The following is a 26,979-nucleotide window of genomic DNA, read 5'->3' as shown; positions in this document are numbered from 1 at the left end:
TCCGAACCCGGAAGCTAAGGCCACCTGCGCCGATGGTACTGCACTCGACAGGGTGTGGGAGAGTAGGACACCGCCGGAACATACATTCAGGGAGGCCCCCAACCAGCAGGTTGGGGGCCTCCCGCATATCCGGACACAATCCGGATTTCACTTTCTTTTTTTCCGGTGCCGTCGGCAATAGCTGGGGCGCTGAGCCGGCCACCGATGAGACCGTCGCTTATCGGCTCGACAATTCCCGCAGACGTCGCTCGAGTGCGGTGAGTTGGTCGCTGGTGCCCTGTTCCCGCCATTCGGGCTTCTCGTAGTCGTCGAGATAGGCGCCGTGCTCGGTGAGGGTCAGTCGGGTGCCGGCGGCCGTTTCGGCGAATTCGACCGTCGTCAGCGAGACCGTGACGACGGCGTCGTCCACTCCCATCGTGGAGGTGTAGACGATGCGTTCGTCGGGGACGATCTCCTGGTAAGTGGTAGTGAAGGTCATCCGCTTGCCATCGTGGACGCCGGCGGCGACCTCGCGACCGCCGACCCGGAAGTCGAGCTCGTGGTCGGTGCCGGGCGCGCTGAACCATTCCGCCTTCCGTTCCGGGTCGGCCCACGCACCGAAAACGGTTGCGGGAGGCGCGGGATAGTCGCGTTCGAGGGTGAAGGTGGAATGGACCAGGGAATGTGTGGCCGTCATGACGACTCCTCGGGTTCGGGGTGTGCGGGGTGCTCGGCAAGGGTTGTGCCGAGCGCGTCGAGGCGGCGTTCCCACGGGGTCTGCCGCGCGTGCAACCAGTCTTCGGCGGGACGCAGTGCATCCGGGATCAGGTGGCAGGTGCGCACCCGGCCGACCTTCTCCGACCGGACCAGGCCAGCGTCCTGCAGGACCTGCAGATGCTGCACAACGGCCGCGAGGCTCATCTCCAGCGGCTCGGCCAGGGCGCTGACTGCCGCCGGTCCCCGGCTGAGCCGCTCGAGCAGATATCTGCGGGTGGGGTCGGTGAGCGCCCGGAAGATCAGGTCCAGGCGCTCGGATTGGTTTAGCACCCACTTAAGTGTAGGGACCCTGCCTATATAGTCAAGTAGTTACTTAACTGTTGTCGCGCGCGTGCTGCTTCGAACGGCAGCCGGTCGAAGATGAAGCGGCTGGTGGTGATTCGGCCGTCGGCGACGGTGACCAGTTCGGCCGCGGGGCGCTCGGCACCGGGAGGGTCGCGGTGTCGTAGCAGACGAGCGCGGTGGTCTCGTTCCCGAAGGCGGCGAATATCGTTGCTCCGGTGAGGATTCGGGTGAAGGGTTCCAGGAATTCGAGGTAGGCCGCCGCACCTTCGAGGCGTCCCGCGGGTGCGTCGCAGACGATGGTGTGGATGAGCGGACCTTTCGCGAGCTCACCGAGCCCTACCGTGCCGAGTTGCGTACGCACTGCTACCGGATGCTGGGGTCGATGTACGACGCCGAGGACGCAGTCCCTGACGCATTGCTGGATCCGCAGCAGGTGCTGACCGCGCGGGCCTCGGTCGAATTGGCGTTGATCGCACTGCTGCAACAACTTCCGCCGCGCCAGGCCGCCGTGCTCGTCCTGCGTGACGTGCTCGAGTTCAATACGGCGGAGGTGGCCGACATGCGCTGAGCGTCTGTCTCGTAGCGTGGCCAGGCAGCCGGCGCCGGAGTCGCCCGCGGAACGCACGCTCGCCGAGCGCTTCGCGCGGGCCTTCCAGGCGGCCGATGTGGGCGCCGTGGTCGCGCTGCTCACCGACGAAGCGTGGCTGACCATGCCGCCGTGGCCGCACGAGTACCACGGCCGCGCGGCGATCGGCGAATTCCTCCGCGGTATTCCCGCATTTCGGGACGGGGCGCAGATCCGGCTGCAATCGGTGCGCGCCAATGCGCAGCCGGCATTCGGCTGCTATTCCCGCCGGGTGGATAGGACGTTTCGGGCGACCGGACTTCTGGTGACGACGTGCGGCCCGGAGGGTATTTCGGCGCTCACTCATTTCCCGCCCGCTGAGAACTTCCCGCGCTTCGGCCTTCCGCTCGCACTGCCGTCGCGCACCGCGACTATTTCCCGATGGAATCGTTGCGAAAATAAAACCTAGAAAATTCCTTCAAACTCTTCCGTTGTCTAGGTGTTATCGACTATCCTCCGTTTTGGCAAACCATCCGCGACATGAAGAGCGCAGTCATAGCATCGACGCTCCGACCATAGAGACAACTTCCGGCTAACGCGCGGTCAGTCGGAGGTGTAAGCGAAGGGCCCGATCCGTGACGAGGGAATCGGGCCCTTCGGTATTGTCTGGCGCGATGTCACAGGAAACGAACGCGGGCAGGATGTACGCCGGGCAGCCCGTAGAAGACCGGCAGCGGCAACGACGTGCGCGTTTTCTGGAATCCGGACTGACGGTGTTCGCCAGAGACGGGTATGCCAATAGCTCGGTCGGAGCCATTTGCAAAGACGCCGGACTTTCCTCGCGTCAGTTCTACGAGGAGTTCACCGGTCGCGAATCGTTGCTGCTGGAACTCTACGAACAGATCGACCGGGAATCCCGGGACGCGGTGGTCGCCGCGCTGGACGCGCATGCCGATGCCAGTGCCATCGAGATCATCGACGCCGGGGTGCGCGCCTATATCGAGTCCATCGGGCGCGATCCGCGTAAGGCCCGCGTCGCTCTGGTCGAGGTGGTGGGCGCCGGGCCCAAGGTGGAGAAGTTCCGGTTGGAGCTGCGGCGCGCATGGGGTGCGCTACTGGCCGGCGCGGCCGAGGACGCGGCACTGCAGGGCGAGATTCCCAGCGGCGACTACGAAACGCGCATGCTCGCCGTCATCGGTGCGGTGAATTATGTGGTCGACGAGTGGAGCGGCTCGGAGCCACGCCGGCCCCTCGACGAGGTGATCAGGGTGTTGCGCCGCGTCATCATGGGTGCGGTCAGCGCCTGATCGGCGAAGCATCGTGCCGCCGAACGGGATTCGCTTTAGCATCGATACGTGCATGTTTCGCCGGGGGGCGGGCAGTCCCCGACATTCGTCGTCTGTGGCGACAACCCGCTCGTCCATCAGCTGGCCCTGCAGCTGACCAACCGCTTCCCCGACGCCACCGTGACCGCGGTACTGCCGAATCGCAACGGTAGCTACGTACCGCAGCTGGAGAAGTTGGAGCGGGTCCGGATTCTGTGCGCCGAGCGCCTGGACGAAACCGTTCTGCGCGCGGCCGGGGTGGAGCGGGCGCTGGCCCTGGCCCTGGTGGATCAGGCGGATGTGGAGAACTTCCACGCCGCGCTGCGCGCGCACGAACTCAACCCACGGATCCGGCTGGTTATTCGAATGTTCAACACCGGCTTGGGTTTTCGCATCCGCCGGTTGTTCTCCGACTGTGTGGTGCTGTCGATCTCGGAGATGGCCGCGCCGTCGTTCATCGCCGCGGCTCTCGGCGAGAAGGCGCAGGGTTATCTACGGCTGGGGGAACGCACGCTGTATGTCGCCGCGGTCGGTGATGCGCCGCCGGACCGGGTGGTGTCCGGACTGGCCGGCGGGCCGGGCGCGATCGCGTTGCGCTCGCCGCACGCACCGGCGGACCGGGTGCTGGCTCTGGCCGGGCGGGTGCCATACTCCCCCGGGGCACGACGCCGCTGGCTGAACCAGCTGCGCTATCTGGTCCGCCACGATCTGATCCGGCTGCTGCTGGTAATGCTGATCATCATCGCGGCCGTGTGCGTCACGATGGTGTTGATCGGAAACAGCTGGGGCACAGCGGTATACGAAACACTGCTGGATTCGGCGGGTGCGGCGCAGCCGGAGCCGGGGCGCGAACCGCTGTTCAAGATCCTGCAACTGGGTGTTGTCTTCACCGGGCTGGCGATGACGCCGGTGATCACCGCACTGGTGGTGGGCGGAGTCCTGCGGGCGCAGCTCTCGGAATATTCGATCGACCCCTCGCGGATGGAAAACCACGTGGTGGTCGCGGGATTGGGCAACGTCGGGATGCGCGTGGTGGAACAGTTGCGCGACCTCGGCGTACCGGTGGTCGGGCTGGACTACGACGAGAACGCGCGCGGTATCGCGCTGGCTCGCAGCCTGGGGGTACCGGTGGTGATCGGCCAGGCTACCTGGGAGGACACCCTGCGTGCGGTGGGTGTGCCGAAGGCGCGTGCGCTGGTCCTGCTGACCTCCAGTGACGCGGTGAATCTGGAGGCCGCGATGCTCGGCCAGTCCTACCGTGACGATCTGCGGGTGGTGCTGCGCGTCTCCGACGACGACCTGGCCGACCGGGTACAGCGCAGCCTCGGGAAGGCAGTGGTACGCAGCGTCTTCCAATTGGCCGCCGACGGATTCGCCGCGGCGGTGGTGGAGCGGCGGGTGATCGCGACCCTGACGATCAACCAGGCCACCCTGCTGGTCGCGGAGGTTCCGGTGGAGCCGGGATCGGCACTGATCGGGCTGCGGATCGCCGACCTCGGATCGGCGGAGCACACCCGGGTCATCGCGGTGCAGCCGGCGGTCGGCGACGCGCCGGAATGGCAGCCTGCGGCGCAGAGGGTACTCGCCGCGGGCAATCAGCTGGTGGTGGTGGCGACTCGACTGGGGCTCGACGAGCTCCTGGAGCGCAGTTGCGCACCGGCGGTGGACGACACGGCACGCGAGGCCGTCGTAGCGGCGGAGGAATTGGTGGCCGACGCGGCGGGGGAATCGGTCGCCGACGCGGCGGAGGGAATAGTTGCGGAGGCTGCGGGCCGGACTGTCGCCGACGCGAAGAACGAGAGGGTCGCCGATACGCAGGCCGATGCCGCGGAGGAAACGGCGGACCGGGCGACCGGGCAGCGATCCGCGGACGGGTCGGCCGAGCCGGATGCGGTGGGCTCGTGAGGCGGTGGGCCCCTGGGCTTGTGGACCGGTGGGCCTTGTGAGCTGGTGAAGAAGGGGGCCGGGCGTCGGCGGCCGGGACGTGGCTCGCGGTAGCGTGCGCGTATGGAGACGATTCCGATCCAGATGCCGGACGGGTCGACGGTGCCGGTGCGGTTCGTCGCCGCGAGCGGTCCGCACCGGCATGCCATCACCGCGGATGCCCCGCGTCCGGTCATCGTGATCATTCCGGGTCTGGGTGTGCCGGGCGAGTACTACGGGGACTTCGCGCGGGAGCTGGCGCGACGCGGGTTCGATGCGGCGATCGGGGAGTTGCGCGGTAACGGTGACAGCCGGCCGAAGCCGAGTTCGTCCAGTACCTACGGCTACCACGAGCTCGTGTCGGTCGATTTTCCGGCGATTTTCCAGGCCGTGCGCACCCGTTTTCCGGACAGTACGCCGATGCTGCTCGGGCACAGTATGGGTGGCCAGCTCGGGGTCATGTACGCCGCGCGGATCCGGGGCCGGCTGGGCGGGTTGATTCTCGTCGCCTCCGGCACTCCCTACTACCGGGGGTACGGCGGAATCGCCCGCTCCGCGATGCTGGTCGGACCGGCCGCCATCTCGCTGACCGCGAACCTCGCCGGTTTCTGGCCGGGCGATCGAATCACCGCCGGCGGTTTCGGGCGGCAGTCCAAGGTGCTCATCTCCGATTGGGCGCGGCTGGCCCGCACCGGCCGGTTCGTGCCGGTCGGCGCCGATATCGACTACGACGAGCGCATCGCGCGGCTCACCCTGCCGGTCCTCTCGATCACCGTCAACGGCGACGATCTCACCCCGCGCAGTTCGGCCGCACATCTGCTGGAGAAGCTCCCCAAGGCGCGCGTGAGCACCTGGCACGAGCCGAAACCCTTGGGGCACAACGGCTGGATCATCGATCCGGAAGCGACCGTCGACCGCATCGAGAAGTGGGTGCGCGACCTGTAGCCGAATGCCGCCGCTTCCGGGGGCGCGAGTGCTTCAATAGGGGAATGCGCAGGTGGTTCGACCGCCGTAACCGGTGCTCCGGCCGTCGTCCCCCGTCGGCTCGACCACGAGCGCGGCGGGAGTGACGACGCGGTCGGGCGCCGCCTCCGGATCCACACTCGTCTTGGCGGTGCTGGGTTCCGGTCAATTCCTGATGACGCTCGACAGTTCCGTCATGAACGTCTCGATGGCGACGGTCGCCCACGACGTCGGCACGACGATCACCGGGATCCAAACCGCTATCACGCTGTACACGCTGGTGATGGCATCGCTGATGGTCACCGGCGGCAAGGTTGGAACGATTCTGGGGCGGCGGCGGGCATTCGGCGTCGGATTGGTCGTCTACGGCGCGGGTTCGCTGGTCACCGGCTTGGCGCCGAATCTGGGTGTGCTGCTGCTGGGCTGGTCGCTGTTGGAGGGCATCGGGGCGGCGCTGATCATGCCGGCGATCGTGTCGCTGGTGGCGGCGAACTTCGGCCGCGAACGCCGCGCCGCCGCATACGGACTGGTGGCCGCCGCCGGTGCGATGGCCGTGGCCGTGGGCCCGCTCGTGGGCGGGGCGGTGACGACCTTCGCCTCCTGGCGGTACGTGTTCTTCGGCGAGGTCGTGGTCGTGGTCGTGATTCTGCTGGTGCTGCGCCGGGTAGCGGACGCACCGCCGCAACGGGTGCATCTGGACCTCGTCGGTTCGGTGTTGTCCGTCGCCGGGCTGGGGGCCGTCGTATTCGGGGTGCTTCGGTCCAGCGAATGGGGCTGGATCCGCCCGCGCCCCGGCGGTACCGAGATCGCGGGTTTGTCCCCAGTGATCTGGTTGATACTGGCGGGCCTGCTGGTGTTGTACGCATTCCTGCGGTGGCAGAACAGGCTGATCCGATCGGACCGGGAGCCGCTGGTCGATCCCCGGCTGTTCGGCAATAGACAGCTGGGCGGCGGGTTGGCGATGTTCTTCGCGCAGTTCGCGGTTCAGGCCGGGGTGTTCTTCTCGGTGCCGCTGTTCCTGTCGGTGGTGCTGGAATTGAGTGCGCTCGAAACCGGTGTGCGCATCCTTCCGCTGTCGATCGCGCTCGTCGCCGCCGCGGCGGGAATTCCGAAATTCTTGCCGCATGCGAATCCGCGGCGGGTGGTGCGCCTGGGACTGGGTTCGATGATCCTCGGGATTCTGTTGCTGGCCGGCGGTATGGACCCCGGGGCCGACGCCGGGGTGGTGTCGGTGCCGATGCTGTTCATGGGTCTGGGGCTGGGTGCGCTGGCCTCGCAGCTGGGGGCGATCACCGTGTCGGCGGTGCCGGATTCGCAGAGTGCGGAGGTCGGCGGGCTGCAGAACACCGCGACCAATCTCGGCGCCTCGCTCGGCACCGCGCTGATCGGCTCCATTCTGATCGCCACGCTGACCTCCTCGGTGATCAGCGGGATCGAGGACAACCCCACGGTCCCGCCCTCGGTCGCGCAGCGGGCCGGCACCGAACTGGCCGATGGCGTGCCGTTCCTGTCGAATACTCAACTGCAACAGTCGCTCGCCGCCGCCGGAGTCGATCAGTCGACCGCCGACGCGGTCGTCACGGTCAATTCCGATGCCCGGCTGCTGGCGTTGCAGGTGACCTTCGCGGTGACGGCGGTGCTGGCCGTCACCGCCTTGTTCTTCACCGGCCGGCTACCACGGCGGGCCGTCGGCTCCGACCCGGAGCCCGACACGGAGGCCGACACGGAGGCCGGAGCCGGGTAGTCGCTACCGGGCTGCCAGATTGCCCCGGTCGACGCTGCCGGGACCGGCATTGCCTGCGCCGGAGCCGTTGTGACCGAGCGCGTGGGCCTTCAGCTGGGCGAACTCGGCCGCATCGATCGTGCCGGAGTCCAACAGGGCCTTGGCGTCGGCGATCTGCTCCGCGGGCGACTTGCCCGCCACCTGACGGATGTAGTCGTCGGCGGCCTGCTTGGCTTCGGCCTGGGCGTGCTGGGCTCGCTCGGCCATGCCCTTCCCGCGCGCGACCAGATAGACCAGAGCCGTGAGGTACGGGAATATCACCAGGCAGATAACCCATGCGGCCTTGGCGATGCCGGAGACCGTGTGATCGCGAAACAGATCGGTCAGGATCTGGAACAGGATGATCAGGTAGGCCACGAAGGCGAAGACCAGAATCGTGTACCAGAGGTAATCCCAGAACGTATCCATGCTGTGTGCTCCTCTCGAGAACCCGCTACCGAACCGCTGTGGTCGGAGAGATGGCCGAATCGGTGAGTCGCTGACGGGCAAGCCGTTCGACGAGTTCCGGTAGGGCCGGGACCGGTGATCCGCGCAGGTCTCGGAGGGCGCGCGCGACAGCGATCTCGATGGCCGGGCGCGGCAGTCGAGCGCCGAATTCGGCAATGAGCCTATCTACGGTGTCTGCCGGCCCGACCGCTGTCGGTGTGCGCATCGCGAATCCTGTCGTTCTCGGTCCCCGAACCGAGAATGGCAGTGTGCTGGATCCCACCCCAGAGGCCAAAGGCCCTGGTTGCTATGGGCCATCGGTCCTCTGTCCACAGGAGCGTGCCCTGGTCAGGCGGTGGGGCGCCGCCCGATCAGCATCTGGGTGAAGAACTCGTAGATCAGCGCGGATTGGAAGGCCATCTGCTTGTTGTCGGCGGCACCGCCGTGACCGCCCTCGATGTTCTCGTGGTACCAGACGGTCCGGCCCTGAGATTCCAGCAGTGCCGCCATCTTCCGCGCGTGGCCGGGGTGGACCCGGTCGTCGCGGGTGGAGGTGGTGAGCAGGATCGGCGGATAGGGGCGTGCCGGATCGGCCGCCATCGCCCGCTGATAGGGCGAATACTCGCTGATGTACTCCCATTCCTCGGGCTTGTCCGGGTCGCCGTATTCGGCGATCCAGGACGCGCCCGCCAGCAGCAGGTGGTAGCGCTTCATATCCAGCAGCGGCACCTGGCAGACGATGGCGCCGAACAGTTCCGGATAGCGGGTCAGCATCACGCCCATCAGCAGGCCGCCGTTGCTGCCGCCGACGGCACCGAGTTGTTCGGCGGTCGTGATATCCCGCGCGACGAGGTCTTTCGCGACCGAGGAGAAATCTTCGTAGACCTTGTAGCGGTTGGCCTTCTGCACCTGGGTGTGCCATTCGGGCCCGTACTCGCCGCCACCGCGAATATTGGCCATCACCCAGGTGCCGCCGCGTTCGAGCCAGCCCATTCCCGAGGCACCGCTGTAGCCGGGGGTGCGGGAGACCTCGAAGCCGCCGTAGCCCGAGACGACGGTCGGGCCGGGCCGGCCCTTGTGGTCGCGGTGACGAATCACGAAGTACGGCACCATGGTTCCGTCGTCGGATCGTGCGAAGTACTGTTCGGTGTCGATGCCATCGGCGTCGAAATACGCCGGTTCCCGCTTGAGGGCTACCGCCGGGCTGCCCACCGACCCCGCCAGCAGTGTCGCCGGAGTGGTGAAACCGCTTGTGGTGAGCATGAATTCGTCACCGCTCTCCAGCGGATCCAGATTCATGACGTTGGTGGTCGCCATCGGCGGGGTGTCGGCGAGCGGTTCGCGGGTCCAGCCCGCGCCCGGGGTCGTCGCCGTGCCGGGAGTCAGGACGTACAGCTTGGTCTGCACGTCCTCCAGCGTGATCAGCAGCAGGTGGTTCTCGGTCCAGCCGTAGCCGTGCAGTGAGGTGTGCGCGTCGGGTTCGAAAACCACCTCGAAATCGCGTGCGCCGGCGAAGAAGTCGTCGATGTCGATGGCCAGCAGGGCGCCGGCCGGGTAGCTGCGCCCGCCCACCTCCCACGGCGATTTCAACTGCACCAGCAGCCAATCCTTGTACCAGGATTCGGACGCGTCGGTGGGTACGTCGATATGCCGCAGCGTGCCGTCGCCATCCAGCAGATAGACCGATTCGTTGAAGAAGTCGGTGGCGCGGGCGACGTAGTGGCGCTCGTATCCGGGGGTGCGGTCGTAGCCGGCCGACACCATCACATCGCCGGGTTCGCCCTCGAATACGGTTTCCGCCTCCGACAGCGGGGTGCCGCGGCGCCAGCGCTTGGCCAGCCGCGGATATCCCGAGTCGGTGAGCGTGCCGGGGCCGAAATCCGTTCCCACGTAGACGGTGTCGGCATCGATCCAGCGCACCTGTGATTTGGCCTCGGGCAGGTGGAAGCCACCCGCTGCCGCCGGACGGAATTGCCTTGTGGTCAGATCGAATTCGCGCACCACCTTGGCGTCCGCCCCACCGCGGGACAGGCTGATCAAGGCCAGTTCCTGGTCCGGACGCAGCACCGCCGCCCCGCCCCAGACCCAGTTCTCGTCCTCGGCCGTGGCCAGGGCGTCCAGGTCGATGAGCACATCCCAGGCCGGATCGTCACCGCGATATTCGTCGAAGGTGGTGCGCCGCCACAGGCCGCGAGGGTGTTCGGCGTCGCGCCAGAAGTTGTAGAGCCAGCGCCCGCGTCGGGTCGGGTACGGGATGCGGGTGTCGGTGTCGAGCATGGCGAGGATGCGATGGTCGAGGGCGTCGAACCGCTCGGAGGTGGCGAAGCGTTCGATCACCACCTCGTTGTGTGCCCGTGCCCAGGACAGGGCACGTTCGCCGGTGACATCCTCGAGCCACAGGTACGGGTCGGTCGTTTGCTCGGCACCGCTCATGGGACACATTCTGGCCTACCGATCGGTCCGCCGAGGTCGAGAGGTGCCGCGGGTGCGTCGCGCCGCCGTGTCCGGTCGCCCGTGCGGCCACAACTCCGTACAGTTGCTGGACGCCTCGGCGATGCCGGAAGGAGGACCGCGGTGGCACATCCGCTCTGGGAGCAGCACTGCTGCCTGCCGATCCTCCCGTCCGCCGATGTCACCGAACTGACGCGCTACCCGGCCGGCTCATACCTGTCGGTGAATGTGGGTTACTCACTGCATTCGATCGAGGACGCGCTGGCCATGGTCCACCTGCTGCGCCGGAAGGCGCTGGCGGACGGACGTTTCCGGCTCGTCGAGTCCGTCGGCGACACCGAGGTGGCATCCGGTCTCCAGGGCCGCATCGCGCTCGCCTTCGATCTGGAGGATTCGCGGCCGTTGGACGGCGATCCGGACAACATCGCGCTGTTCCATTCGCTCGGCGTGCGCTCGCTGCTGCCGACCTACAACCACGCCAACGCGGCCGGCGGCGGATGCCTGGATCCCGACGATCGCGGCCTGACTCCCTACGGCCGCACGATCATCCGCACGCTGGGTGAGGTCGGGATATTCGCCGACGGGTCACACTGTTCGCGGCGCACCGGACTGGATATCGCCGAGGTCGCGGGCGGGCCGATGATCTACAGCCACTCCAATTTCGCGGCGCTGTGGCCGCATCCGCGCAATATCGGCGACGACCAGGCGCGTGCGTGCGCGGCGACCGGTGGTGTGATCGGCATCAACGGCGTCGGAATCTTTCTGGGCCGCAACCGCGTCGAGGGGCGGGCCGCGCGGATCGAGGCCATGGCCGACCACATCGCCTACGGCGCCGATCTGGTCGGCGTCGAGCACATCGGGATCGGCTCGGACTTCTCGTTCGACGGGGACCAGTTCAACGCGGAGATCGCGGCCGCGCCGGAGAACTTCTCCGAGGACTACACGCGGTGGGGGCCGCTGCAGTGGGTGCCGCCCGAGGATCTGCTGGGACGGCCGCCGCATCTGAGGACGGATGTGGACGACCCGGACGCCCGGCCCCTCGTCGCGGGACTGGACGAAGTCCTGGCCCGCAGGGGTTTCATCGACTCCGAACGCGCGGCGATCTTCCACGGGAATTTCGCCCGTGCCGCGCGGGCGGTCTGGAAGTAGCCGCACGCTGTGGCCGCCCTCTCACCCCTGCGGGGGATGGATGAGTGAGCTTCCGGCAACAGCGCTAGGCTCGTTCCCGTGACTTCCCACTACGATGTCGTCGTTCTCGGCGCTGGTCCCGGCGGTTACGTCGCCGCGATCCGCGCCGCTCAACTCGGCCTGCGAACAGCGATCGTCGAGCAGAAATACTGGGGTGGCGTGTGCCTGAACGTCGGGTGCATTCCGTCCAAGGCACTGCTGCGCAATGCGGAACTGGCCCATATCTTCACCAAGGAGGCGAAGACGTTCGGTATCTCCGGACAGGCGAGCTTCGACTTCGGTGCCGCCTTCGATCGAAGTCGTAAGGTCGCGGACGGCCGGGTCAAGGGCGTCCACTTCCTGATGAAGAAGAACAAGATCGACGAGTTCGACGGGAAGGGCACCTTCACCGACGCGAACACCCTCTCGGTCGAGCTGAGCAGCGGCGGCACCGAAACCGTCACCTTCGACAACGTCATCATCGCCACCGGCACCGAGACCAAGCTGCTGCCGGGCACCTCGCTGTCGCAGAACGTGGTGACCTACGAGGAGCAGATCATGACCCGGGATCTGCCGGGGTCGGTCCTGATCGTCGGTGCGGGCGCGATCGGTATGGAGTTCGGGTACGTCCTGAAGAACTACGGCGTGGACGTGCGGATCGTGGAGTTCCTCGACCGTGCGCTGCCGAACGAGGACGCCGATGTCTCCAAGGAGATCACCAAGGCGTACAAGAAGCTCGGCATCACCATCACCACCGGTGCCTCGGTGCAATCCATCGAGGACAACGGTTCCAAGGTCACCGTCTCGATCAAGGACAACAAGTCCGGTTCGGTCGAGACCGTCACCGTCGACAAGGTGCTGCAGGCCGTCGGTTTCGCGCCGCGGGTCAAGGGCTTCGGCCTGGAGAACACCGGAGTGCAGCTGACCGAGCGCGGCGCCATCGCGATCGACGACTACATGCGGACCAACGTGCCGCACATCTACGCCATCGGCGACGTCACCGCGAAACTGCAGCTGGCGCACGTGGCCGAGGCGATGGGCGTGGTCGCGGCCGAGACCATCGGGGGTGCCGAGACGCTGCCGCTGGGCGACTACCGGATGATGCCGCGCGCGACGTTCTGCCAGCCGCAGGTCGCCAGCTTCGGCCTCACCGAACAGCAGGCCCGCGACGAGGGGTACGACGTGAAGGTCGCGACCTTCCCGTTCACCGCGAACGGTAAGGCGCACGGCCTGGGCGATCCGACCGGTTTCGTGAAGCTGGTCGCCGACGCTAAGTACGGTGAGCTGCTCGGCGGTCACCTGATCGGCCCGGATGTGTCGGAGCTGCTGCCCGAGCTGACGCTGGCCCAGAAGTGGGACCTCACCGTCAACGAACTCACGCGCAACGTGCACACCCACCCGACGCTGAGCGAGGCGCTGCAGGAGGCGTTCCACGGTCTCGCGGGTCACATGATCAACTTCTGATCTCCGCCTGACGGCCCGGTATCGGCGAATATGCCTGATACCGGGCCGTTTTCGTATGCGGTCCGATCAGTCGCGGTGGTAGGTGTCCTGCGCCGCCATGATGGCGTCGATGTTGTCCTCCAGGATCGCGATCAGGCCGTACAGCTGATCGGCGACCCGTGCGCCCAGATCGGTGAGGGTGTATTCGACGCGCGGCGGGATGGCCTGCTGAACCTCGCGGTGAATCATGCCGTCGCGTTCGAGGGCCTGCAGTGTTTGCGACAGCATGCGTTCGCTGATGCCGTCGACGCGACGGCGCAGCGCGCTGAAACGGTAGGGACCTTCGCGCAGGGCGACCAGCGCGAGCGCGCCCCAGCGGCTCGCGACATTCTGCAGCACCGGCCGGGAGCGGCAGTTGCGCGCGAAGACGTCGGCTTCCAGGGTCGGATCGGCGTCCTCCGCCGATCGCAGTTGCCGACTCGTCATGCTCTCGATGCTACCCATCGCTGTAGTAGTGAACTTGTCGTCGGTGTTGCGGGAATATCGAGCACTAACTAATAGTTAGTGCTCGATATTCCGTACATCAGATCTGGAGGTTGGGTTATGACCGTCGCCGTCACCGGGGCCAGTGGACAGCTGGGCCGTCTCGTCGTCGAGGCGCTGTTGAACAGGGATGCGGGGCCCGTGGTCGCTGTCGTTCGGGACCCGGCCAAGGTTGCGGGCCTGGCCGAGCGCGGTGTGCAGGTGCGGCAGGCCGCCTATGACGATCCGGAAGCGTTGGACCGCGCCCTCGAGGGTGTGGATCGAGTGCTGTTGGTGTCGGGCAACGAATTCGGTGTGCGGGTCGATCAGCACAGCAATGTCGTGCGCGCCGCCGAGCGGGCCGGCGTGGAGCTCCTGGCCTACACCAGCATTCCGCGAGCCGAACAGAATCCGATGATTCTCGCGCAGGAGCATCGCGGCACCGAAGAGGTGATCGCGAAATCCGCTGTGCCGCACACCTTCCTGCGTAACAGTTGGTACTGGGAGAACTATCTCAACGGTCTGGACGCGGCCCTGGAATCGGGCGTGCTGTACGGCTCGGCCGGCGACGGGCTGGTCGCGGCGGCCGCACGGGCCGACTATGCCGAGGCCGCCGCGGTGGTGCTGACCACCGACGGTCATGCGGGGCAGGTCTACGAGCTCGGTGGCGACGAGCACCTGACGCTCGCCGAGGTGGCGGGGGTGATCTCGGCCGTGTCCGGGAAGTCGGTGCGGTATCAGGATCTGCCGCGGGACGAGTACGTGGCGGGATTGGAAAAGGCTGGTGTCCCCGGCGATTTCGCGCAGGTGCTGGCCGATTCCGATGCCGGACTGCGCGCTGGATGGCTGGATGTGACCAGTGGCGATCTGCAGAAACTGATCGGCCGGCCGTCGACGTCCGCGGCCGAGGTGCTGGGTAGCGCACTCGACCGCGGACCGGGTCAGGATCCGGTCGCGCCCGCATCGTAGGTGCCCGGATCGCCGACCCACTGGACCAGTTGGATGATGATGCCGTTGGGGTCGACCGTCTGGAAGTAGCGCTCGCCCCACGGCTCGGTTTCGATCGGTGTCACGATCTCGACCCCTTCGGCTCGTACGCGCTCGTATTCGGCGTCGATCTCGTCGACGGTGAAGACGATCAGCAACCCCTGACCGGCCGCACCCGCGATGCGGGCCGGTTCGAACGTGTCCAGCCCGGTGCGCAGGAAGATCACGTGGAATCCGGCGTCGGGGCGCGTCAGCGAGATGAATCCGTCGGCCGACATGTCAACGGTGAATCCGAAGTGGGTGCCGAGGAAGTTCGCCGACGCGTCCGGGTCGGGAACGTTGAGCGAGACGGCGGATGCGGTGATGTTCACGGTCCTCCTCGGGGTGGGCGCGGGGCGCCGTGCCACGCGAGCCAATAACTCTCTACTAAGTATACTGTACATCGTAGAGAATTATTCCGGCCGCTGGAAGGCGCGCGCGACTCGATACGATGCGCACAACGTCGAACCGCGGCGGCACGGCAGGTGAAACCGGGAGATCGGGTGCGAGAGAATTCGGCCGAGGAGCGGCCCCGCCGGGCGCGCGCCGCTGGTGAGCGAGCCGGCGCCGGCGATCCCGCTCGCACGCTGGAGTTGCTCTGGCGGCAGCCGGGCCGCGTGTCCGGGCGCGGCCCCAGACAGCGCAGCAGTGTCGACGAGGTGGTGGCGGCGGCGGTGGACATCGCCGATTCCGAGGGCCTGGAGGCGCTGACCATACGGGCGGTCGCCGCGAAACTCGGGCTGACTCCGATGGCCACCTACACCTATGTGCCCGGTAAGGCCGAGTTGCTCGACCTCATGCTCGATTCGGTGTACGGCCGGATGCCGCGCACGGACCTGACCGGAAAGTCGTGGCGGGAACGCGTGTGCGCCGTCGCGCAGGACAATCGCTCGATGCTCGCCCGCCACCGCTGGGTGGCCTCTGTGCCGACCACCCGGCCACCGCTCGGTCCGGGCCTCGCCGCGAAATACGACCACGAACTGAGCGCCTTCGACGGACTCGGGCTCAGCGATGTCGAGATGGACGCGGCGTTGACCTACCTGCTCGGCTTCGTCACCGCGGTGGCGCGCATCGCGATCGATACCGATCGTGCGGCCGCCGACAGCGGACTGTCGGATCGCGAGTGGTGGGAACGCACGGTCCCGGTCCTGGCACAGGTCTTCGATCCGCAGCGTTTTCCGCTGGCCGCGCGGGTCGGCTCGGCCGCCGGGCAGGCTCACGACAGCGCCTACAGCGCCGAGCACGCCTGGAATTTCGGTCTGGCGCGCGTCCTGGACGGCTTGGCCGTCCTCATCGAACGGTCCGAGACCCCGAACAGGCGGCCCGAATAAGCCGCCGTTGCGTCCGGCTCAGTGGTCGGTTTGGATGCGCAAGGTGGTGATGGTGCTGGCCAGACCTTCGTATTGGTTTGCCAGCAGGACGATTTCGATGAGGCGCTTCTCGTCGTAGTGCTGCGCCAGAGCCGACCAGGTGGCGTCGTCCACGTCGCGGGTGGTCACCAGTTGGTCCACCGCGGTGAGCAGCGCGCGTTCCTTGTCCGACCAGCCCTCGGCTTCGGGACCGGTGCGCAGGCGCGCCAGGATTTCCTTGGTGACACCGGCGCGTTTGCCCAGGCGAATGTGGTGGTCGGTCTCGTATGCGCAATTCCGCAGATGCGCGACGCGCAGGATCACCAGTTCGGTCTCGTGGCGCGAGAGTTTGCCGCCGGGCATCAGCCGGCCCGAGAAATGCAGCCAGCCGCGGAACAGGCCGCCGGTGCGGCCCAGCGTGCTGAACAGATGGGCGTCGTCGGTGCCGGCCGCGCGGGACAACACCTGCCAGACAATCCAATTCACCGGGCCCAGTTCGCGCAGGCGACCGGGTGCGATCCGTGGCTCCGTCGACACCATGCCCCACGCTAACAAAAAAGCCCGCACCGGTGGCTGCCCGCGGCGGGCCCGCCACCGGTGCCCGCCGCGGTCGGGCGTCGGATTATCGCTGGGCGGCCGGGAGAATCAGCTCGGCGACGGCGCTGGGGTCGGACACGGAAACCGCGTGCGATGCTCGGACTTCGACGGTGTGCTCGGCCGCCCGTCCGGACATGAACCGCTGGGACTCCACGGGGATGTTCTTGTCCTCGGTGGTGACCGGGGAATAGGCCGGGACGGCGCGCCACGCCGCTGCCGAAGCCGGTTGCTCGAGCGCGGCGAGCGCGACCGGGCGTTGGGTGATCGCCATCGTGGCGGCGATGTCGGCCGGCACGTCGGCGGCGAATTGGGCGGGGAATTCGTCCTGGCGAATGTGGAGTTCGGTGCCCGCCGCCCCGGGAAGCGGGTGCGCGACGGTGCTCCTCTGGAGGATCGGATCGCGGCTCCTCGAGTTTCGATCACTCGCCGTGGGCTCGCCCCTCGCTGTGGGCCAGGTATCCGCTGAATCGGGACATCGCTCGCCCGCGTCCGGGATGTGCCGGCGTTCGGACCCGCCCGCTCAGCGCAGGACGTACGGCGAGATCGAGCTGCGATGCTCGCTGATATCCAGGGACTTGCCGAGGGGCGGGAACGCGCGCTGTGGACAGTTGGCGCGTTCGCAGACGCGGCAGCCGGCGCCGATCGGGGTGGCCTGGGGATCGTTGAGGTCCAAGCCGTCGGCGTAGACCACGCGTCCGGCGTGGCGCAATTCGCAGCCCAGACCGATGGCGAAGGTCTTGCTCGGCTGCCCGTAGCGGGTGGCGCGCCGCTCGACCGTGCGTGCGATCCACAGATATTTGCGCCCGTCGGGCATCTGGGCGATCTGGGTCATGATCCGGCCGGGATAGGCGAAGGTCTCGTACACATTCCACAGCGGACAGGTCCCGCCCGCGGAGGAGAAGTGGAATCCGGTGGCGGACTGACGTTTCGACATATTCCCCGCACGATCCACGCGGACGAACGAGAAGGGAACCCCGCGCAGTTTGGGCCGCTGCAGGGTGGAGAGCCGATGGCAGATCGTTTCGTAACTCTGCGCGAAGAAGGCCGACAGCCGCTCGATGTCGTAGCGGAAATCCTCGGCGACCTCGTGGAAATGCGAGTACGGCAGCACCGTGGCCGCGGCGAAATAGTTGGCGAGGCCGAGTTTCGCGAGCGTGCGAGTGTCGTCGGAGGCGAAATTGCCCTCTTCGACCAACTTGTCGATCAGATCACCGCATTCCAGATACGCCAGTTCGGTGGCGAGTTTGAAGACGCGCTGACCGCCCGACAGGTGCGGGGCGATCTCGAGTTTGCGAGCCTCGGGGTCGTAGCGGTGCAGCACACCCTCGCCCAGGTCGATCCGCTCCACGATCTGCACGCCGTATCCGGTGGTGAGCCGACGGGTGAGCTCGCGCCGCAGATCGCCGCCGTGGAGGCGCATGCGGGTCGCCAATTCCTCTGCGGCGGTGTCCAATTCGTGAATGTAGTTCTGGCGCTGATAGAAGAAGTCGCGCACCTCCTCGTGTGGACGGGAGATGGAGCCCGACCCGCTGCCGTCGGAGAAGCGGTCCTCGGTGGCCGCGGCCAGCTGCGCGGTGGTGTTGCGGTAGCGGCGGTGCATATTCACCAGCGCCCGGGCCAGGCTGGGATGGGCCGAGACCATATCGGCGATCTCGTGTGCATCGGCCTCGATCCCGAGTTCGGTGTCCATCACCACCTCTTGCAGCTCGGCGATCAGGCGAGTGTCGTCCTGGGAGGCGAAAAAACTGGTGTCTACGCCGAACACCTCACTGATCCGCAGCAGTACCGGTACGGTGAGCGGACGCACGTCGTGTTCGATCTGGTTGAGGTAGCTCGCCGAGATCTCCAGCTTCTTGGCGAGTGAGATCTGGCTCAGCCCTCGTTCGGTGCGCAGCTGTCGCAGTCGCGCCCCGACGTAAGTCTTGGCCATATGTCCAGACTATGGACCTTTCGCACAGCTGCCAATGGAGAATTAGCAGTGGACTCGAGCTATATGTCACACCGAGCGGCTACCGTCGAGTCCGTGCTGCTTTCGGATGTGGTCGCGGCGTCGGAATCGGTGCGGGCATCGGCGTCGCGCAAGGTCAAGATCGCGGGGCTGGCCGAACTGCTGGGCCGGGCCGAATCGGATGAATTGATGCCGGTCGTCGCGTGGATTTCCGGTGAGCTACCGCAGGGCCGGCTGGGCGCGGGCTGGCGTACGGTCGCCGGCATCGAGGTGGAGCCCGCGCCCGAATCGTCGCTCACCGTCGCCGCGGTCGATCAGGCGCTGACGGAATTGGCCGCCGTGGCCGGATCCGGATCGGTGGCGCGGCGGCGGGAACTGCTCACCGCCCTGCTCGCTCGAGCGACCGACGACGAACGCGCCTTCTTGATCCGCCTGCTGACAGGGGAGCTGCGCCAGGGCGCGTTGACCGCGATCGTCGCCGAGGCGGTGGCCAAGGCGGCCGACGTGCCGGCCGAGCTGGTGCGCCGGGCCTATATGCTCTCCGGCCGCCTGCCGGTGACCGCCGCCGCGGCGATCTCCGGCGGCGCGCAGGCGTTGTCGGAATTCCGGCTCGAGGTCGGCCGTCCGATCCAGCCGATGCTGGCCTCGCCCGGCGCCACTCTCGACGATGTACTCGGTGAATTCGAGGGTGACGTGAGCGTGGAGCACAAACTCGACGGTGCGCGGATTCAGGTGCACCGCAAGGGCCCTCGGGTCTGGGTGTTCACGCGCACGTTGCGCGACATCACCTCCGGCGTGCCGGAGCTCGTGCAGCTGGTCTCCGAATTACCCTGTGACAGTGTGGTTCTCGACGGCGAGACGCTGGCGCTCACCGACTCCGGCCGGCCGCGTCCCTTTCAGGAGACGATGAGCCGGTTCGCCGCCGATCCGGCCTCGGAGGAGCCGCGGCTGACGGTGAGCTCGACCAGGGAACTGCTGCTGCATCCGTACTTCTTCGACTGTCTGCACCTGGACGGCCGGGATCTGCTCGATGCCCCGCTGCGCGAGCGGCGCGTAGCGTTGGCGAAAGTGGCGGGCGCGCAGATGATTCCGGCGCTGATCGATCCGGAGCCCGAGGCCGTCGCCGAATACTTCGACGGTGCGCTGGCCGCGGGGCATGAGGGCATCATGATCAAATCGCTGTCCGCGCCGTATGCGGCCGGACGCCGCGGCCGGGCGTGGCAGAAGGTCAAACCGGCGCACACCCTCGATCTGGTCGTGCTCGGCGCCGAATGGGGATACGGCCGCCGCACCGGATACCTGTCGAATCTGCACCTGGGCGCGCGCGATCCGCACGGGGGCGATCCGATCATGGTCGGCAAGACCTTCAAGGGGCTCACCGACGCGCTGCTGCACTGGCAGACCGCGGAATTTCCGCGCCACGAGCGCGCCCGCGACGGCCACACCGTCTATCTGTGGCCGGAGTTGGTCGTCGAGATCGCCCTCGACGGGGTGCAGACCAGTGCGCGCTATCCCGGCGGCGTGGCACTGCGATTCGCGCGGGTGGTGCGATATCGGCCGGACAAGGAGCCCGCACAGGCCGACACCATCGATGCCGTGCGCGCACTGATGCCCGCCGAACCGGCGGCCCCGGCGACGACGGCCTGAGAACCCGCCCGGGACGACGCTGACCTGTGAAAACGGTCGGCCTGCCCGCTTGCCAGCCGTTTCACAGGAACATCCGGGGCTATCTCGAGGATGTCGGCGCAGGATCGGTGTGTCGGGTCGCCCCGATGCGGATCGACTGCCCTGATCCGCTCATCCCAGCCATCGGCGGCGTCGGTTCCCTCGCCCGCGCCGCCGTTCGGCCGGTGGTTCATTCCTCGTCGCGGTGACCGCTGAGATCCGGCAGCCGGCACAGGCCCGCGGTCACCTCAGCGGCCAGATGGTCGTAGGCCACCGCCAATTCCGACAGCCGCCGCCAGGCGTCGTGCATCACCTGTTCCGGTTCGTCCGTCAGCGTCAGATAGGCCAGTGCGGAGAACTGGGCGAGCCGGTCGATCACGGTGCCGACCGTTTCGGTGTGCATGCGTGCGCCGCCGTGCGCCCGGGGTAATTCGGTGGCGACCCAGCGATCGATATCGGAAACCAGTTGTGCCCTATCGCGATCGATGTCCAGGGTCGGCCCGGGCGCGGCGGACAGTCTCTGCTCGTGCAATTCGCTGAGGCGGCACGCGCATTTCAGTACGGGGTGACCGTCGTAGGTCAGACCCCGGCAGGCCTCGAGCAGGAGGTGTTTGGGTGGGAGCGATTCCACGACCGTAATACTCCACGCCCAATGTTTCTGATTGGCATCGCTGCGTGCGATGGGCTCGGCTGAATGCCGCTGAGTCTCAGTGCGTTCCGCGGTCCAGGTCGGCCACGGTGGAGATCGAGGTGTCGAGCATGCCGTCGAAGGCGTCGAGGACCGGGACGTGGAGGTAGGCGCTCTGCAACGCGTGCGGCTCGGGTGGTATAGCGGGCCGACCGCACGGCGTGCACGGCGGAGATCGGCGAGCCCTGGTCCGAGCCCGGCCTCGGAGAAGGCGGCCTCGATACTGCCGGGCTCGCCCGGCTCCAAAGGCGTTGGCGCGACGGTGAAGCCGAAGGGCGCGCTCTCGTCGGGGAGCATCTCGGCCGTCTGTCCCGCGGTACTGGTCAAGCCCAGGGCGAAGTAGTCGTCGCCGAGCGCGTGGCGCCGGTAGTGCCCCATCGGGAAGCCGGCCAGCCGCTGCCCGTCGAAGGAGGCCGGCTCCTTCTGGATATGGGCGTTGTGCGCGGCCAGGACGATCCGGGTTCCGGGTTCGCGGCGTCGCAGCTGATCGCTGCGGGGCACTACAGCGCTTCGACGGCGCGGAAACGGATCAGCAGACGCGCGAGAATGGCGCTGAGGGTGTCCCGCTCGGCGGCCGGGATACGCGACCACGCCGGCGCGGCCGAGGCCGCGGAGGCGCCGGCGAAGGAAGCGGCGATCCGCATCGCCGTCTCGACCGCCGGCAGCGTCTGCGGATCGACCGCGCGCAGGTAGTCGGCGACCGGGCCCAATGCGGGGAGCAGGGAGCCGGAATGTCGATACCCGCGAAGCGCACCGGCGTGGCGCCCGTGCCGTTGTACCGGCGGATCCAGCGCAACGGTTCGCCGACTCCCACCGGGATGGTCCCGGCCAGGTGGTCCGCCAGATCGTCGTCGGTCCCCGCGCCCTGCGCCCAGTCGTCGAGGAGCAGGCCCTCACTGAAGCCGTATTCGAAGGCCAGGACGCCGCATCCGCTGGAATTCGGTGACGAAGTGGGAGTTCTCGCCGATCGCGACCACCCGGGCCGGGCCGATGATCTCGCGCAGCGGTTCCAGGTCGTCGAGCGGACCGTCGGGATCGAGGTGCGTCAGCGGCACGGCGTGGCCGCGCAGCCAGTCGGCGAGCGAGACGGGGGCGGGTGATTCGGGCATGCGGTTACTCGATTCGGGAGGTCTGCGCCGACGCCGCTTTCTCCAGGTCGTCGACGGTGCCGGACATGATCGTGCGGACGTGCTCGTCGATATGCGCGAGCGGCCAGTCCCACCAGGCGAGGGCCAGGAGGCGGTCGATGTCGGCGGCGCTGTAGCGGTGGCGGATGAGCCGGGCCGGATTGCCGCCGACGATGCCGTAGTCCGGGACGTCGGAGGTCACCACGGAACCGGCGCCGACGATGGCGCCGTGACCGATGCGCACTCCGGGCAACACCGTTGCGCCGTAGCCGATCCAGACGTCGTTGCCGACCACGGTGTCGCCGCGATCGGGCAGCTCCATGAGAAGGTCGACGTGCCGGGACCATGCGCCACCCATGGTCGGGAACGGGAAGGTCGAGGGCCCGTCCATGCGGTGGCTGGCGCCGTTCATTCCCGCCGAAACCGATACGCGCGCAGTGCTTGTCGCGGCGACCGCACCGCTGTATCACCAGTTGGTGTTGGTGCGGACCTCGGCCGACCCCGATGGTCCGCGGCGGGCGGCCACCGCGGCGGTGCTGGCGGCGCAAGCGGGTGCGTTCGCCGCGGGCTAGGGATTACGCGTCGCTGCCGTAGAACTCCGCGACGGCGGCGATCAGGATGATCACCGGGCCGATCCACGGCAGGGCGCGGATCGCGGATCCGGCGCGGCCTGTGGGTTGCTCATTCCGCCGCCGGGGCGATGCAGGGGAAATCGGCAGGGGAAAGTTGACACGATCGAATCGCGGTCCGATTCTGAGACCGTGCCGCCCTCCACCGAGAGCTCGGATCGCACGCATCCGCCCCGGCCCCATCTGGCCGCCGAGGTGGCCACCCAGCCCGACGATTGGGCATGGGCCGCCGCGGTCGCGGCGGAGCACCGAACACTGCTGCCCAGCCCCGGTGAGCGGGTGGCGGTCGTCGGCTGCGGCACCTCCTACTTCATGGCATGCGCGATCGCCGAACTCCGGGAATCGGCCGGTCACGGCCTCACCGACGCGTGGCCGGCGAGTGCGGTGCGCGCCGGCCGTGATTACGACCGCTACCTGGTGATCTGCCGTTCCGGTACCACCACCGAGGTGGTCGACGCGATGCGGGCGATGCCTGCCACGGTGGCGCGCACCGTGATCTGCTCCAGCCCGAGGACGCCGGTACTCGAGCTCGCCGAGCCGATCCTCATCGACGCGGTCGACGAGCGTTCGGTGGTCCAAACCCGCTTCGCGACAACGGCTCTCGCGATAGTACGGTGGCATCTGGGGGAGGATCTCGTACCGGCGATCGAGCAGGCTCGCGCGGTCCTGGCCGAGGCCGCCGAGTCGAGTGTGCCGGCCGCTGTCCGGCACGCGGAGCAGATCACCTTCGTGGGAACGGGCTTCGCCGCCGCGCTGGCCGAGGAGGCGGGGTTGAAATTGCGGGAATCCTGCCGGGCCTGGGCGGAAGGATATCTCGCGAACGAATACCGGCACGGTCCCATCAGTATCGCGGCGCCCGGTCGTGCGGTGTGGGCGTTGGGCCCCGTCGCCGCCGGGCTGCGCGACGACATCGCCGCTACCGGAGCGCATGTCGAATATCGCGATATCGATCCGATGGCCGAACTCGTGCGCGTGCATCGGCTGTGCCTGCTGCGGTCCGCGGATCTGGGGCTGGATCCCGACCATCCGCGCGGGCTGCGGCGATCGGTGATTCTGCGATGAGCGAGGCGAGGGAGCTCGATCCGGTCCTCGCCATGGATGTCGGTGGAACCACGATCAAGGCGGAGGTCAGCGACTCCGCCGGCCGGGTCGAGGCCGCCGCGATGGTGCCCACCCCGCCCGGTGAGCGGGCGTTCGACGCCATGGCCGCGCTGGGCGACCGGTTGCTGGCCGAGGTCTCCTCCGAGACGCGGGCCGGGCTGCGTCGCGGGGCGATGGCACTGCCGGGCCTCGTGGACGCGGCACGGTCGCTGGCGGTGTTCAGCAGCAATATCGGCTGGCGAGATGTGTCGGTGGGCCGTCGATTCGAGGACCGGTGGGGATTTCCGGTGCTGATCGAACACGATGTGATCCTGGCCGGCTGGGCGGAGTGGCGCCTGGGCGCCGGGCGCGGCGCCGATGACGTGCTGGTGGTGAATCTCGGCACCGGAATCAGCGGGGCACTGGCCGTCGGAGGGCGGCTCGTGCGTGGTGGCGCCGGGCAGGCCGGTGAATACGGGCATATTCCGGTGCGGCGCGACGGGCGACGCTGCTCCTGCGGAAATATCGGGTGTGTGGAAACCGTGGCCTCCGGTCCGTCCATCACGCGGGCCTACCGCGAGCGCACCGGCCGTGAAATCGACGGCGCCGAAGCGGTTTTCGCGGCTTTGCCGGACGACGCGTTCGCCCGGGCCGTGATCGGCGACGCGATCGACGCACTGGCCGACGGACTGCTGGGGGTTGTGCACGCGGTGTGCCCGCAGCGCATCGTGCTCGGTGGCGGGCTGGCGGGCGCCGGGCCGGTGCTGAGCGACGGGCTGCGCGCACGTCTGGAGCGGCTGGTGCGAGTAGCACCGGTTCCGCAGGTCGTCATGGGTGCGTTCGGTGCGCGGGCCGGAGTGGTGGGCGCGGCCCGGTATGCCCGGCTGGAGGTCCTCGAATGAACGATGGACAGCAGGTGCTTCGTGGCCGCCTGGTCACCTCGGCCGGGGTCATCGACGATGCTGTGCTCGAGGTGCTGGACGGCCGCATCGAGGCGGTGCGGCCCCTCGCGCAATGGACGTTCGGCAACCGGGGCGCCGAACCGCCGCCGCATCTCGGGACTTTGCTGCCCGGCCTGGTCGACATCCACAACCACGGTGGATATGGTCACCGATTCGACACCACCGATCCCGAACAGGCGCGCGCGGCGGCGCGCTATCACCATCGGCAGGGGGCCACGACGGTGCTGGCGAGCATCGTGACCGCCGCACCCGACACGATGGTGGCGCAGGTCGCGGCGCTGCGCGAGGTGGCCGCCGACGGTGAGATCGCCGGAATTCACGTCGAAGGACCTTTCCTTTCCGAAACGCGCTGTGGCGCGCAGGATCCCCGCTATCTCCTCGATCCCGATCCCGGACTGATCCGGCGGCTGCTCGATGCCGCGGACGGACATCTGCGCGTGATGACGCTGGCGCCCGAACGCCCTGGATTCCCCACCGCCGCGGCGCAGCTCGGCGACCACGGCGTGGTGGTGGCGCTCGGCCATACCGACGCCGGTTACGAACAGTTCCGGGACGCGTTGGCGCCCAACGGATCCGGTACCCTGGTCACGCACCTCGCCAATACCATGGTGCCGCTGCACCATCGCGCGGCCGGAGCGGTCGCCGCCGCACTGGTGGGTGCGGCGGCCGGCGAGGTGGTGGTCGAATTGATCGGAGACGGCGTGCACATCGAATCGGGTTTCGGGGCACTGGTTTTCGCGACAGCGCGACACCGCGTCGCGCTGGTGACCGATGCTATGCAGGCGGCCGGTCTGCCCGACGGTGACTACCGTCTCGGCCCGCAGGCGGTCCATGTGGAAGCGGGCGTGGCGCGGGTGCCGAGCGGCGCCCTGGCCGGCGGAACCGCGACGCAATTGCAGTGCCTGCGCTGGGCGGTGCACGAATGCGGTGTGGATCTGGTCGACGCGGTGCGCGCGGCGGCGACGACGCCGGCGGCGGCGATCGGCGCGGCGACCGTCGGCGATCTGCGGCCGGGGATGTTCGCCGATGTGCTGGTGGTGGACGCGGATCTGGAGTTGCGCGCGGTGCTGCGGCGAGGACAGTGGTTGAGGTGATCCTCACCGTGACGCTGAACCCGGCCTACGACATGACCTATCGGGTCGAGAACTTCGAACCCGGCCGGACGCATCGGGTTTCGTCGGTCGAGCAGCGTGTCGGCGGTAAGGGCATCAACGTCACCCGGGTGCTCAATCAGATCGGGAAATATTCGCGCGCAACGGGTTTCGCTGATCACGCGTTCTCCGACGCCGCCGAACGGGAACTGCCGGTGGACTTCGTGCACGCACTGCCGTGGGTGCGGCGCACCGTCGTGATCAGCGATAGTCACGACGGCTCGGCGACCTCGCTGTGGGAGCCGGGGGCGCGACTCACCAATCCGGATGCGGTGGATCAACTGCTGGTGCGATTGAGCGGGCTGGCCGCTGAGGCCGGCGGCATCGTGGTCTCCGGATCACTGCCCGGCGGCGTGCGCGCATCGCTGCCCGCCGACCTGGCCCGCATCGGACTTGACGCCGGCGTTCCGGTGATCTGTGATGTGGACGGTCTCGCCCTCGAAGCCGCCGCCCGGGTGCCGGGCGTGATCCTCATGCCGGATCTCGAGGAACTCGCGGGACTGACCGGGACGCGCCCGGCCACGACCGAGGAGGTGGCCGCGGCGGCCGCCGCGCTGGTGGGCGCCGGTACGGGAGCGGTGATCGCGACCCGGAGCCCGGACAGCATGGTCGCGGTGACATCGGACGGCGCGTGGTCGGCCGTTCTGCCCGAGCCGTTGTCCGGCAATCCGATCGGGGCCGGCGATGCCGCGGCCGCGGCGGTGATCGCCGCGCTGGCCGGACCCGACCGGCCGGAGTGGCCCGCGATACTCGCCGACGCGGTTGCCACCTCGGCCGCGGCGGTGGTGATGGCCGTGGCCGGCGAGATCGACCTGTCGCTGCGGCAGCGGGTGCTCGCGGAGGTCGTGGTCGAGAAGCTGGCCGATCCGGACGGCGACTGCTGAAACTTCCGGGTGCGGCGCTGCCTCGGACCACGGGGCGGCGCGGGCCGAGGGATGCGCCGCGCCGCGTCCGTGCGCCGACCGCGGCGGCGCCGGGCGGTACATTTCGAACGGGCTTGTCGTTGTCTGCGTGCCGTGGGCCGATGCTCGGTGCCTCGGATCGCCGAACCAGAGGATCGTCGAACCGGAGTTCCCGGAAGAGGTGAGCTGATGCCCGACCCCGCACCCGACCCCGCTGCCGCGCCCGAGCCGGTCACCGACCCCGGC

29 protein-coding genes, 1 rRNA gene and 2 pseudogenes are annotated in these 26,979 nt (G+C 68.1%); 17 read left to right on the top strand and 15 right to left on the bottom strand.

The features are described from left to right. Positions 1–79: ribosomal RNA gene (gene rrf / locus C5E41_RS36335) — 5S ribosomal RNA — on the top strand; the annotation flags it as partial. 138 nt (positions 80–217) lie between these two features. Here the strand turns inward: rrf and C5E41_RS31790 are convergent. Then, positions 218–676 (bottom strand): SRPBCC family protein, encoded by a 459-nt coding sequence (locus tag C5E41_RS31790; protein ID WP_104379385.1) that lies wholly within the window; start codon positions 674–676, stop codon positions 218–220. Continuing rightward, complete coding sequence (locus C5E41_RS31785; protein WP_104379384.1) at positions 673–1,026, bottom strand: ArsR/SmtB family transcription factor; 354 nt, start codon at positions 1,024–1,026, stop codon at positions 673–675. The genes C5E41_RS31790 and C5E41_RS31785 overlap by 4 nt, the downstream gene beginning before the upstream one ends. A 316-nt stretch (positions 1,027–1,342) precedes the next feature. On the opposite strand from C5E41_RS31785, the gene C5E41_RS34640 reads away from it, so the two are divergent. The 6 genes from C5E41_RS34640 to C5E41_RS31755 all read left to right on the top strand — a co-directional run bounded on the left by C5E41_RS34640 (position 1,343) and on the right by C5E41_RS31755 (position 7,561). After that, positions 1,343–1,609, top strand: coding sequence for a sigma factor-like helix-turn-helix DNA-binding protein (locus C5E41_RS34640; protein ID WP_219823301.1), 267 nt, complete (start codon positions 1,343–1,345; stop codon positions 1,607–1,609). Between the two features lie 97 nt (positions 1,610–1,706). Continuing rightward, on the top strand, positions 1,707–2,075 hold the full coding sequence (locus C5E41_RS34635; protein ID WP_219823300.1) for a hypothetical protein: 369 nt from the start codon (positions 1,707–1,709) through the stop codon (positions 2,073–2,075). A gap of 205 nt (positions 2,076–2,280) precedes the next feature. Further along, positions 2,281–2,913, top strand: coding sequence for a TetR/AcrR family transcriptional regulator (locus tag C5E41_RS31770; protein ID WP_258081399.1), 633 nt, complete (start codon positions 2,281–2,283; stop codon positions 2,911–2,913). A 48-nt stretch (positions 2,914–2,961) separates the two neighbouring features. Then, entirely contained in the window at positions 2,962–4,836 is a 1,875-nt protein-coding gene (locus tag C5E41_RS31765) for an NAD-binding protein (RefSeq protein ID WP_104379381.1), read from the top strand. A 102-nt stretch (positions 4,837–4,938) separates the two neighbouring features. Beyond that, the gene (locus C5E41_RS31760; protein ID WP_104379380.1) at positions 4,939–5,799 is read left to right on the top strand and encodes an alpha/beta hydrolase family protein; all 861 of its coding nucleotides are present in this window, start codon (positions 4,939–4,941) and stop codon (positions 5,797–5,799) included. A gap of 121 nt (positions 5,800–5,920) precedes the next feature. Beyond that, entirely contained in the window at positions 5,921–7,561 is a 1,641-nt protein-coding gene (locus C5E41_RS31755; RefSeq protein ID WP_104379379.1) for an MFS transporter, read from the top strand. A 3-nt stretch (positions 7,562–7,564) separates the two neighbouring features. Here C5E41_RS31755 and C5E41_RS31750 read toward each other — a convergent pair whose 3' ends face one another. The 3 genes from C5E41_RS31750 to C5E41_RS31740 form a co-directional block, all read right to left on the bottom strand. Then, positions 7,565–8,008 (bottom strand): SHOCT domain-containing protein, encoded by a 444-nt coding sequence (locus C5E41_RS31750; protein ID WP_104379378.1) that lies wholly within the window; start codon positions 8,006–8,008, stop codon positions 7,565–7,567. A 25-nt stretch (positions 8,009–8,033) separates the two neighbouring features. Then, entirely contained in the window at positions 8,034–8,252 is a 219-nt protein-coding gene (locus tag C5E41_RS36090) for a three-helix bundle dimerization domain-containing protein (protein WP_104379377.1), read from the bottom strand. Positions 8,253–8,374: 122 nt separating this feature from the next. Further along, on the bottom strand, positions 8,375–10,459 hold the full coding sequence (locus C5E41_RS31740; RefSeq protein ID WP_104379376.1) for a prolyl oligopeptidase family serine peptidase: 2,085 nt from the start codon (positions 10,457–10,459) through the stop codon (positions 8,375–8,377). Positions 10,460–10,600: 141 nt separating this feature from the next. On the opposite strand from C5E41_RS31740, the gene C5E41_RS31735 reads away from it, so the two are divergent. Beyond that, positions 10,601–11,626, top strand: coding sequence for a dipeptidase (locus C5E41_RS31735; protein ID WP_104379375.1), 1,026 nt, complete (start codon positions 10,601–10,603; stop codon positions 11,624–11,626). Positions 11,627–11,704: 78 nt separating this feature from the next. After that, entirely contained in the window at positions 11,705–13,108 is a 1,404-nt protein-coding gene (gene lpdA, locus C5E41_RS31730; RefSeq protein ID WP_104379374.1) for a dihydrolipoyl dehydrogenase, read from the top strand. 66 nt (positions 13,109–13,174) lie between these two features. On the opposite strand, the gene C5E41_RS31725 is transcribed toward lpdA, so the two are convergent. Beyond that, positions 13,175–13,573 (bottom strand): winged helix-turn-helix transcriptional regulator, encoded by a 399-nt coding sequence (locus C5E41_RS31725; RefSeq protein ID WP_104379387.1) that lies wholly within the window; start codon positions 13,571–13,573, stop codon positions 13,175–13,177. A 117-nt stretch (positions 13,574–13,690) separates the two neighbouring features. Here C5E41_RS31725 and C5E41_RS31720 point away from each other — a divergent pair, with 117 nt between their 5' ends. Then, on the top strand, positions 13,691–14,578 hold the full coding sequence (locus C5E41_RS31720) for an SDR family oxidoreductase (protein ID WP_104379373.1): 888 nt from the start codon (positions 13,691–13,693) through the stop codon (positions 14,576–14,578). On the opposite strand, the gene C5E41_RS31715 is transcribed toward C5E41_RS31720, so the two are convergent. Continuing rightward, positions 14,551–14,967, bottom strand: a complete 417-nt coding sequence (locus C5E41_RS31715) for a VOC family protein (RefSeq protein ID WP_104379372.1) — start codon at positions 14,965–14,967, stop codon at positions 14,551–14,553. The two genes, C5E41_RS31720 and C5E41_RS31715, sit on opposite strands and share 28 nt — an antisense overlap. Before the next feature lie 171 nt (positions 14,968–15,138). Here C5E41_RS31715 and C5E41_RS31710 point away from each other — a divergent pair, with 171 nt between their 5' ends. Beyond that, on the top strand, positions 15,139–15,966 hold the full coding sequence (locus C5E41_RS31710) for a TetR/AcrR family transcriptional regulator C-terminal domain-containing protein (RefSeq protein WP_104379386.1): 828 nt from the start codon (positions 15,139–15,141) through the stop codon (positions 15,964–15,966). Positions 15,967–15,984: 18 nt separating this feature from the next. Here C5E41_RS31710 and C5E41_RS31705 read toward each other — a convergent pair whose 3' ends face one another. The 3 genes from C5E41_RS31705 to ramB all read right to left on the bottom strand — a co-directional run bounded on the left by C5E41_RS31705 (position 15,985) and on the right by ramB (position 18,511). Continuing rightward, positions 15,985–16,524, bottom strand: a complete 540-nt coding sequence (locus C5E41_RS31705; protein WP_104379371.1) for a carboxymuconolactone decarboxylase family protein — start codon at positions 16,522–16,524, stop codon at positions 15,985–15,987. An 82-nt stretch (positions 16,525–16,606) separates the two neighbouring features. Further along, positions 16,607–16,876, bottom strand: coding sequence for a hypothetical protein (locus tag C5E41_RS31700; RefSeq protein WP_104379370.1), 270 nt, complete (start codon positions 16,874–16,876; stop codon positions 16,607–16,609). A 225-nt stretch (positions 16,877–17,101) separates the two neighbouring features. Beyond that, a complete protein-coding gene (gene ramB / locus C5E41_RS31695) occupies positions 17,102–18,511 on the bottom strand; it encodes an acetate metabolism transcriptional regulator RamB (RefSeq protein WP_104379369.1) in 1,410 nt (469 codons plus the stop codon). Between the two features lie 93 nt (positions 18,512–18,604). Here ramB and C5E41_RS31690 point away from each other — a divergent pair, with 93 nt between their 5' ends. Further along, entirely contained in the window at positions 18,605–20,176 is a 1,572-nt protein-coding gene (locus tag C5E41_RS31690; RefSeq protein ID WP_104379368.1) for an ATP-dependent DNA ligase, read from the top strand. A 208-nt stretch (positions 20,177–20,384) separates the two neighbouring features. On the opposite strand, the gene C5E41_RS34630 is transcribed toward C5E41_RS31690, so the two are convergent. From C5E41_RS34630 to C5E41_RS31675, 5 genes and pseudogenes are all read right to left on the bottom strand, one after another. Beyond that, a complete protein-coding gene (locus C5E41_RS34630) occupies positions 20,385–21,383 on the bottom strand; it encodes an erythromycin esterase family protein (protein WP_219823299.1) in 999 nt (332 codons plus the stop codon). After that, positions 21,383–21,592: a hypothetical protein gene (locus C5E41_RS35600; RefSeq protein ID WP_258081398.1), complete on the bottom strand. Its 210-nt coding sequence runs from the start codon at positions 21,590–21,592 to the stop codon at positions 21,383–21,385. The genes C5E41_RS34630 and C5E41_RS35600 overlap by 1 nt, the downstream gene beginning before the upstream one ends. 71 nt (positions 21,593–21,663) lie before the next feature. After that, positions 21,664–21,771: pseudogene (locus C5E41_RS36085) on the bottom strand (hypothetical protein); the annotation flags it as partial. 4 nt (positions 21,772–21,775) lie between these two features. After that, a complete protein-coding gene (locus C5E41_RS35595) occupies positions 21,776–21,991 on the bottom strand; it encodes a hypothetical protein (protein WP_258081397.1) in 216 nt (71 codons plus the stop codon). 4 nt (positions 21,992–21,995) lie between these two features. After that, positions 21,996–22,421 (bottom strand): annotated as a pseudogene (locus C5E41_RS31675) (CatB-related O-acetyltransferase); the annotation flags it as partial. Between C5E41_RS31675 and C5E41_RS33555 the strand changes: the two are divergent. The 5 genes from C5E41_RS33555 to C5E41_RS31655 all read left to right on the top strand — a co-directional run bounded on the left by C5E41_RS33555 (position 22,366) and on the right by C5E41_RS31655 (position 26,715). Then, complete coding sequence (locus C5E41_RS33555; RefSeq protein WP_181063516.1) at positions 22,366–22,581, top strand: hypothetical protein; 216 nt, start codon at positions 22,366–22,368, stop codon at positions 22,579–22,581. The pseudogene C5E41_RS31675 and the gene C5E41_RS33555 sit on opposite strands and share 56 nt — an antisense overlap. A 189-nt stretch (positions 22,582–22,770) precedes the next feature. Then, a complete protein-coding gene (locus C5E41_RS31670; RefSeq protein ID WP_104379366.1) occupies positions 22,771–23,700 on the top strand; it encodes an SIS domain-containing protein in 930 nt (309 codons plus the stop codon). Next, positions 23,697–24,620 carry an ROK family protein gene (locus C5E41_RS31665; protein WP_104379365.1) on the top strand — a complete coding sequence of 308 codons (924 nt, stop codon included), beginning with the start codon at positions 23,697–23,699 and terminating at the stop codon, positions 24,618–24,620. Before C5E41_RS31670 ends, C5E41_RS31665 begins: the two co-directional genes overlap by 4 nt. Continuing rightward, positions 24,617–25,774 carry an N-acetylglucosamine-6-phosphate deacetylase gene (locus C5E41_RS35590; RefSeq protein WP_104379364.1) on the top strand — a complete coding sequence of 386 codons (1,158 nt, stop codon included), beginning with the start codon at positions 24,617–24,619 and terminating at the stop codon, positions 25,772–25,774. The genes C5E41_RS31665 and C5E41_RS35590 overlap by 4 nt, the downstream gene beginning before the upstream one ends. Beyond that, complete coding sequence (locus tag C5E41_RS31655) at positions 25,771–26,715, top strand: hexose kinase (protein ID WP_258081396.1); 945 nt, start codon at positions 25,771–25,773, stop codon at positions 26,713–26,715. The genes C5E41_RS35590 and C5E41_RS31655 overlap by 4 nt, the downstream gene beginning before the upstream one ends. Positions 26,716–26,979: the final 264 nt, after the last annotated feature.

Source organism: Nocardia nova (assembly GCF_002933465.1).
Lineage (GTDB): Bacteria > Actinomycetota > Actinomycetes > Mycobacteriales > Mycobacteriaceae > Nocardia > Nocardia nova_B.
The sequence above is the reverse complement of the archived record's forward strand: the minus strand, read 5'-3'. Positions and strand labels throughout refer to the sequence as shown.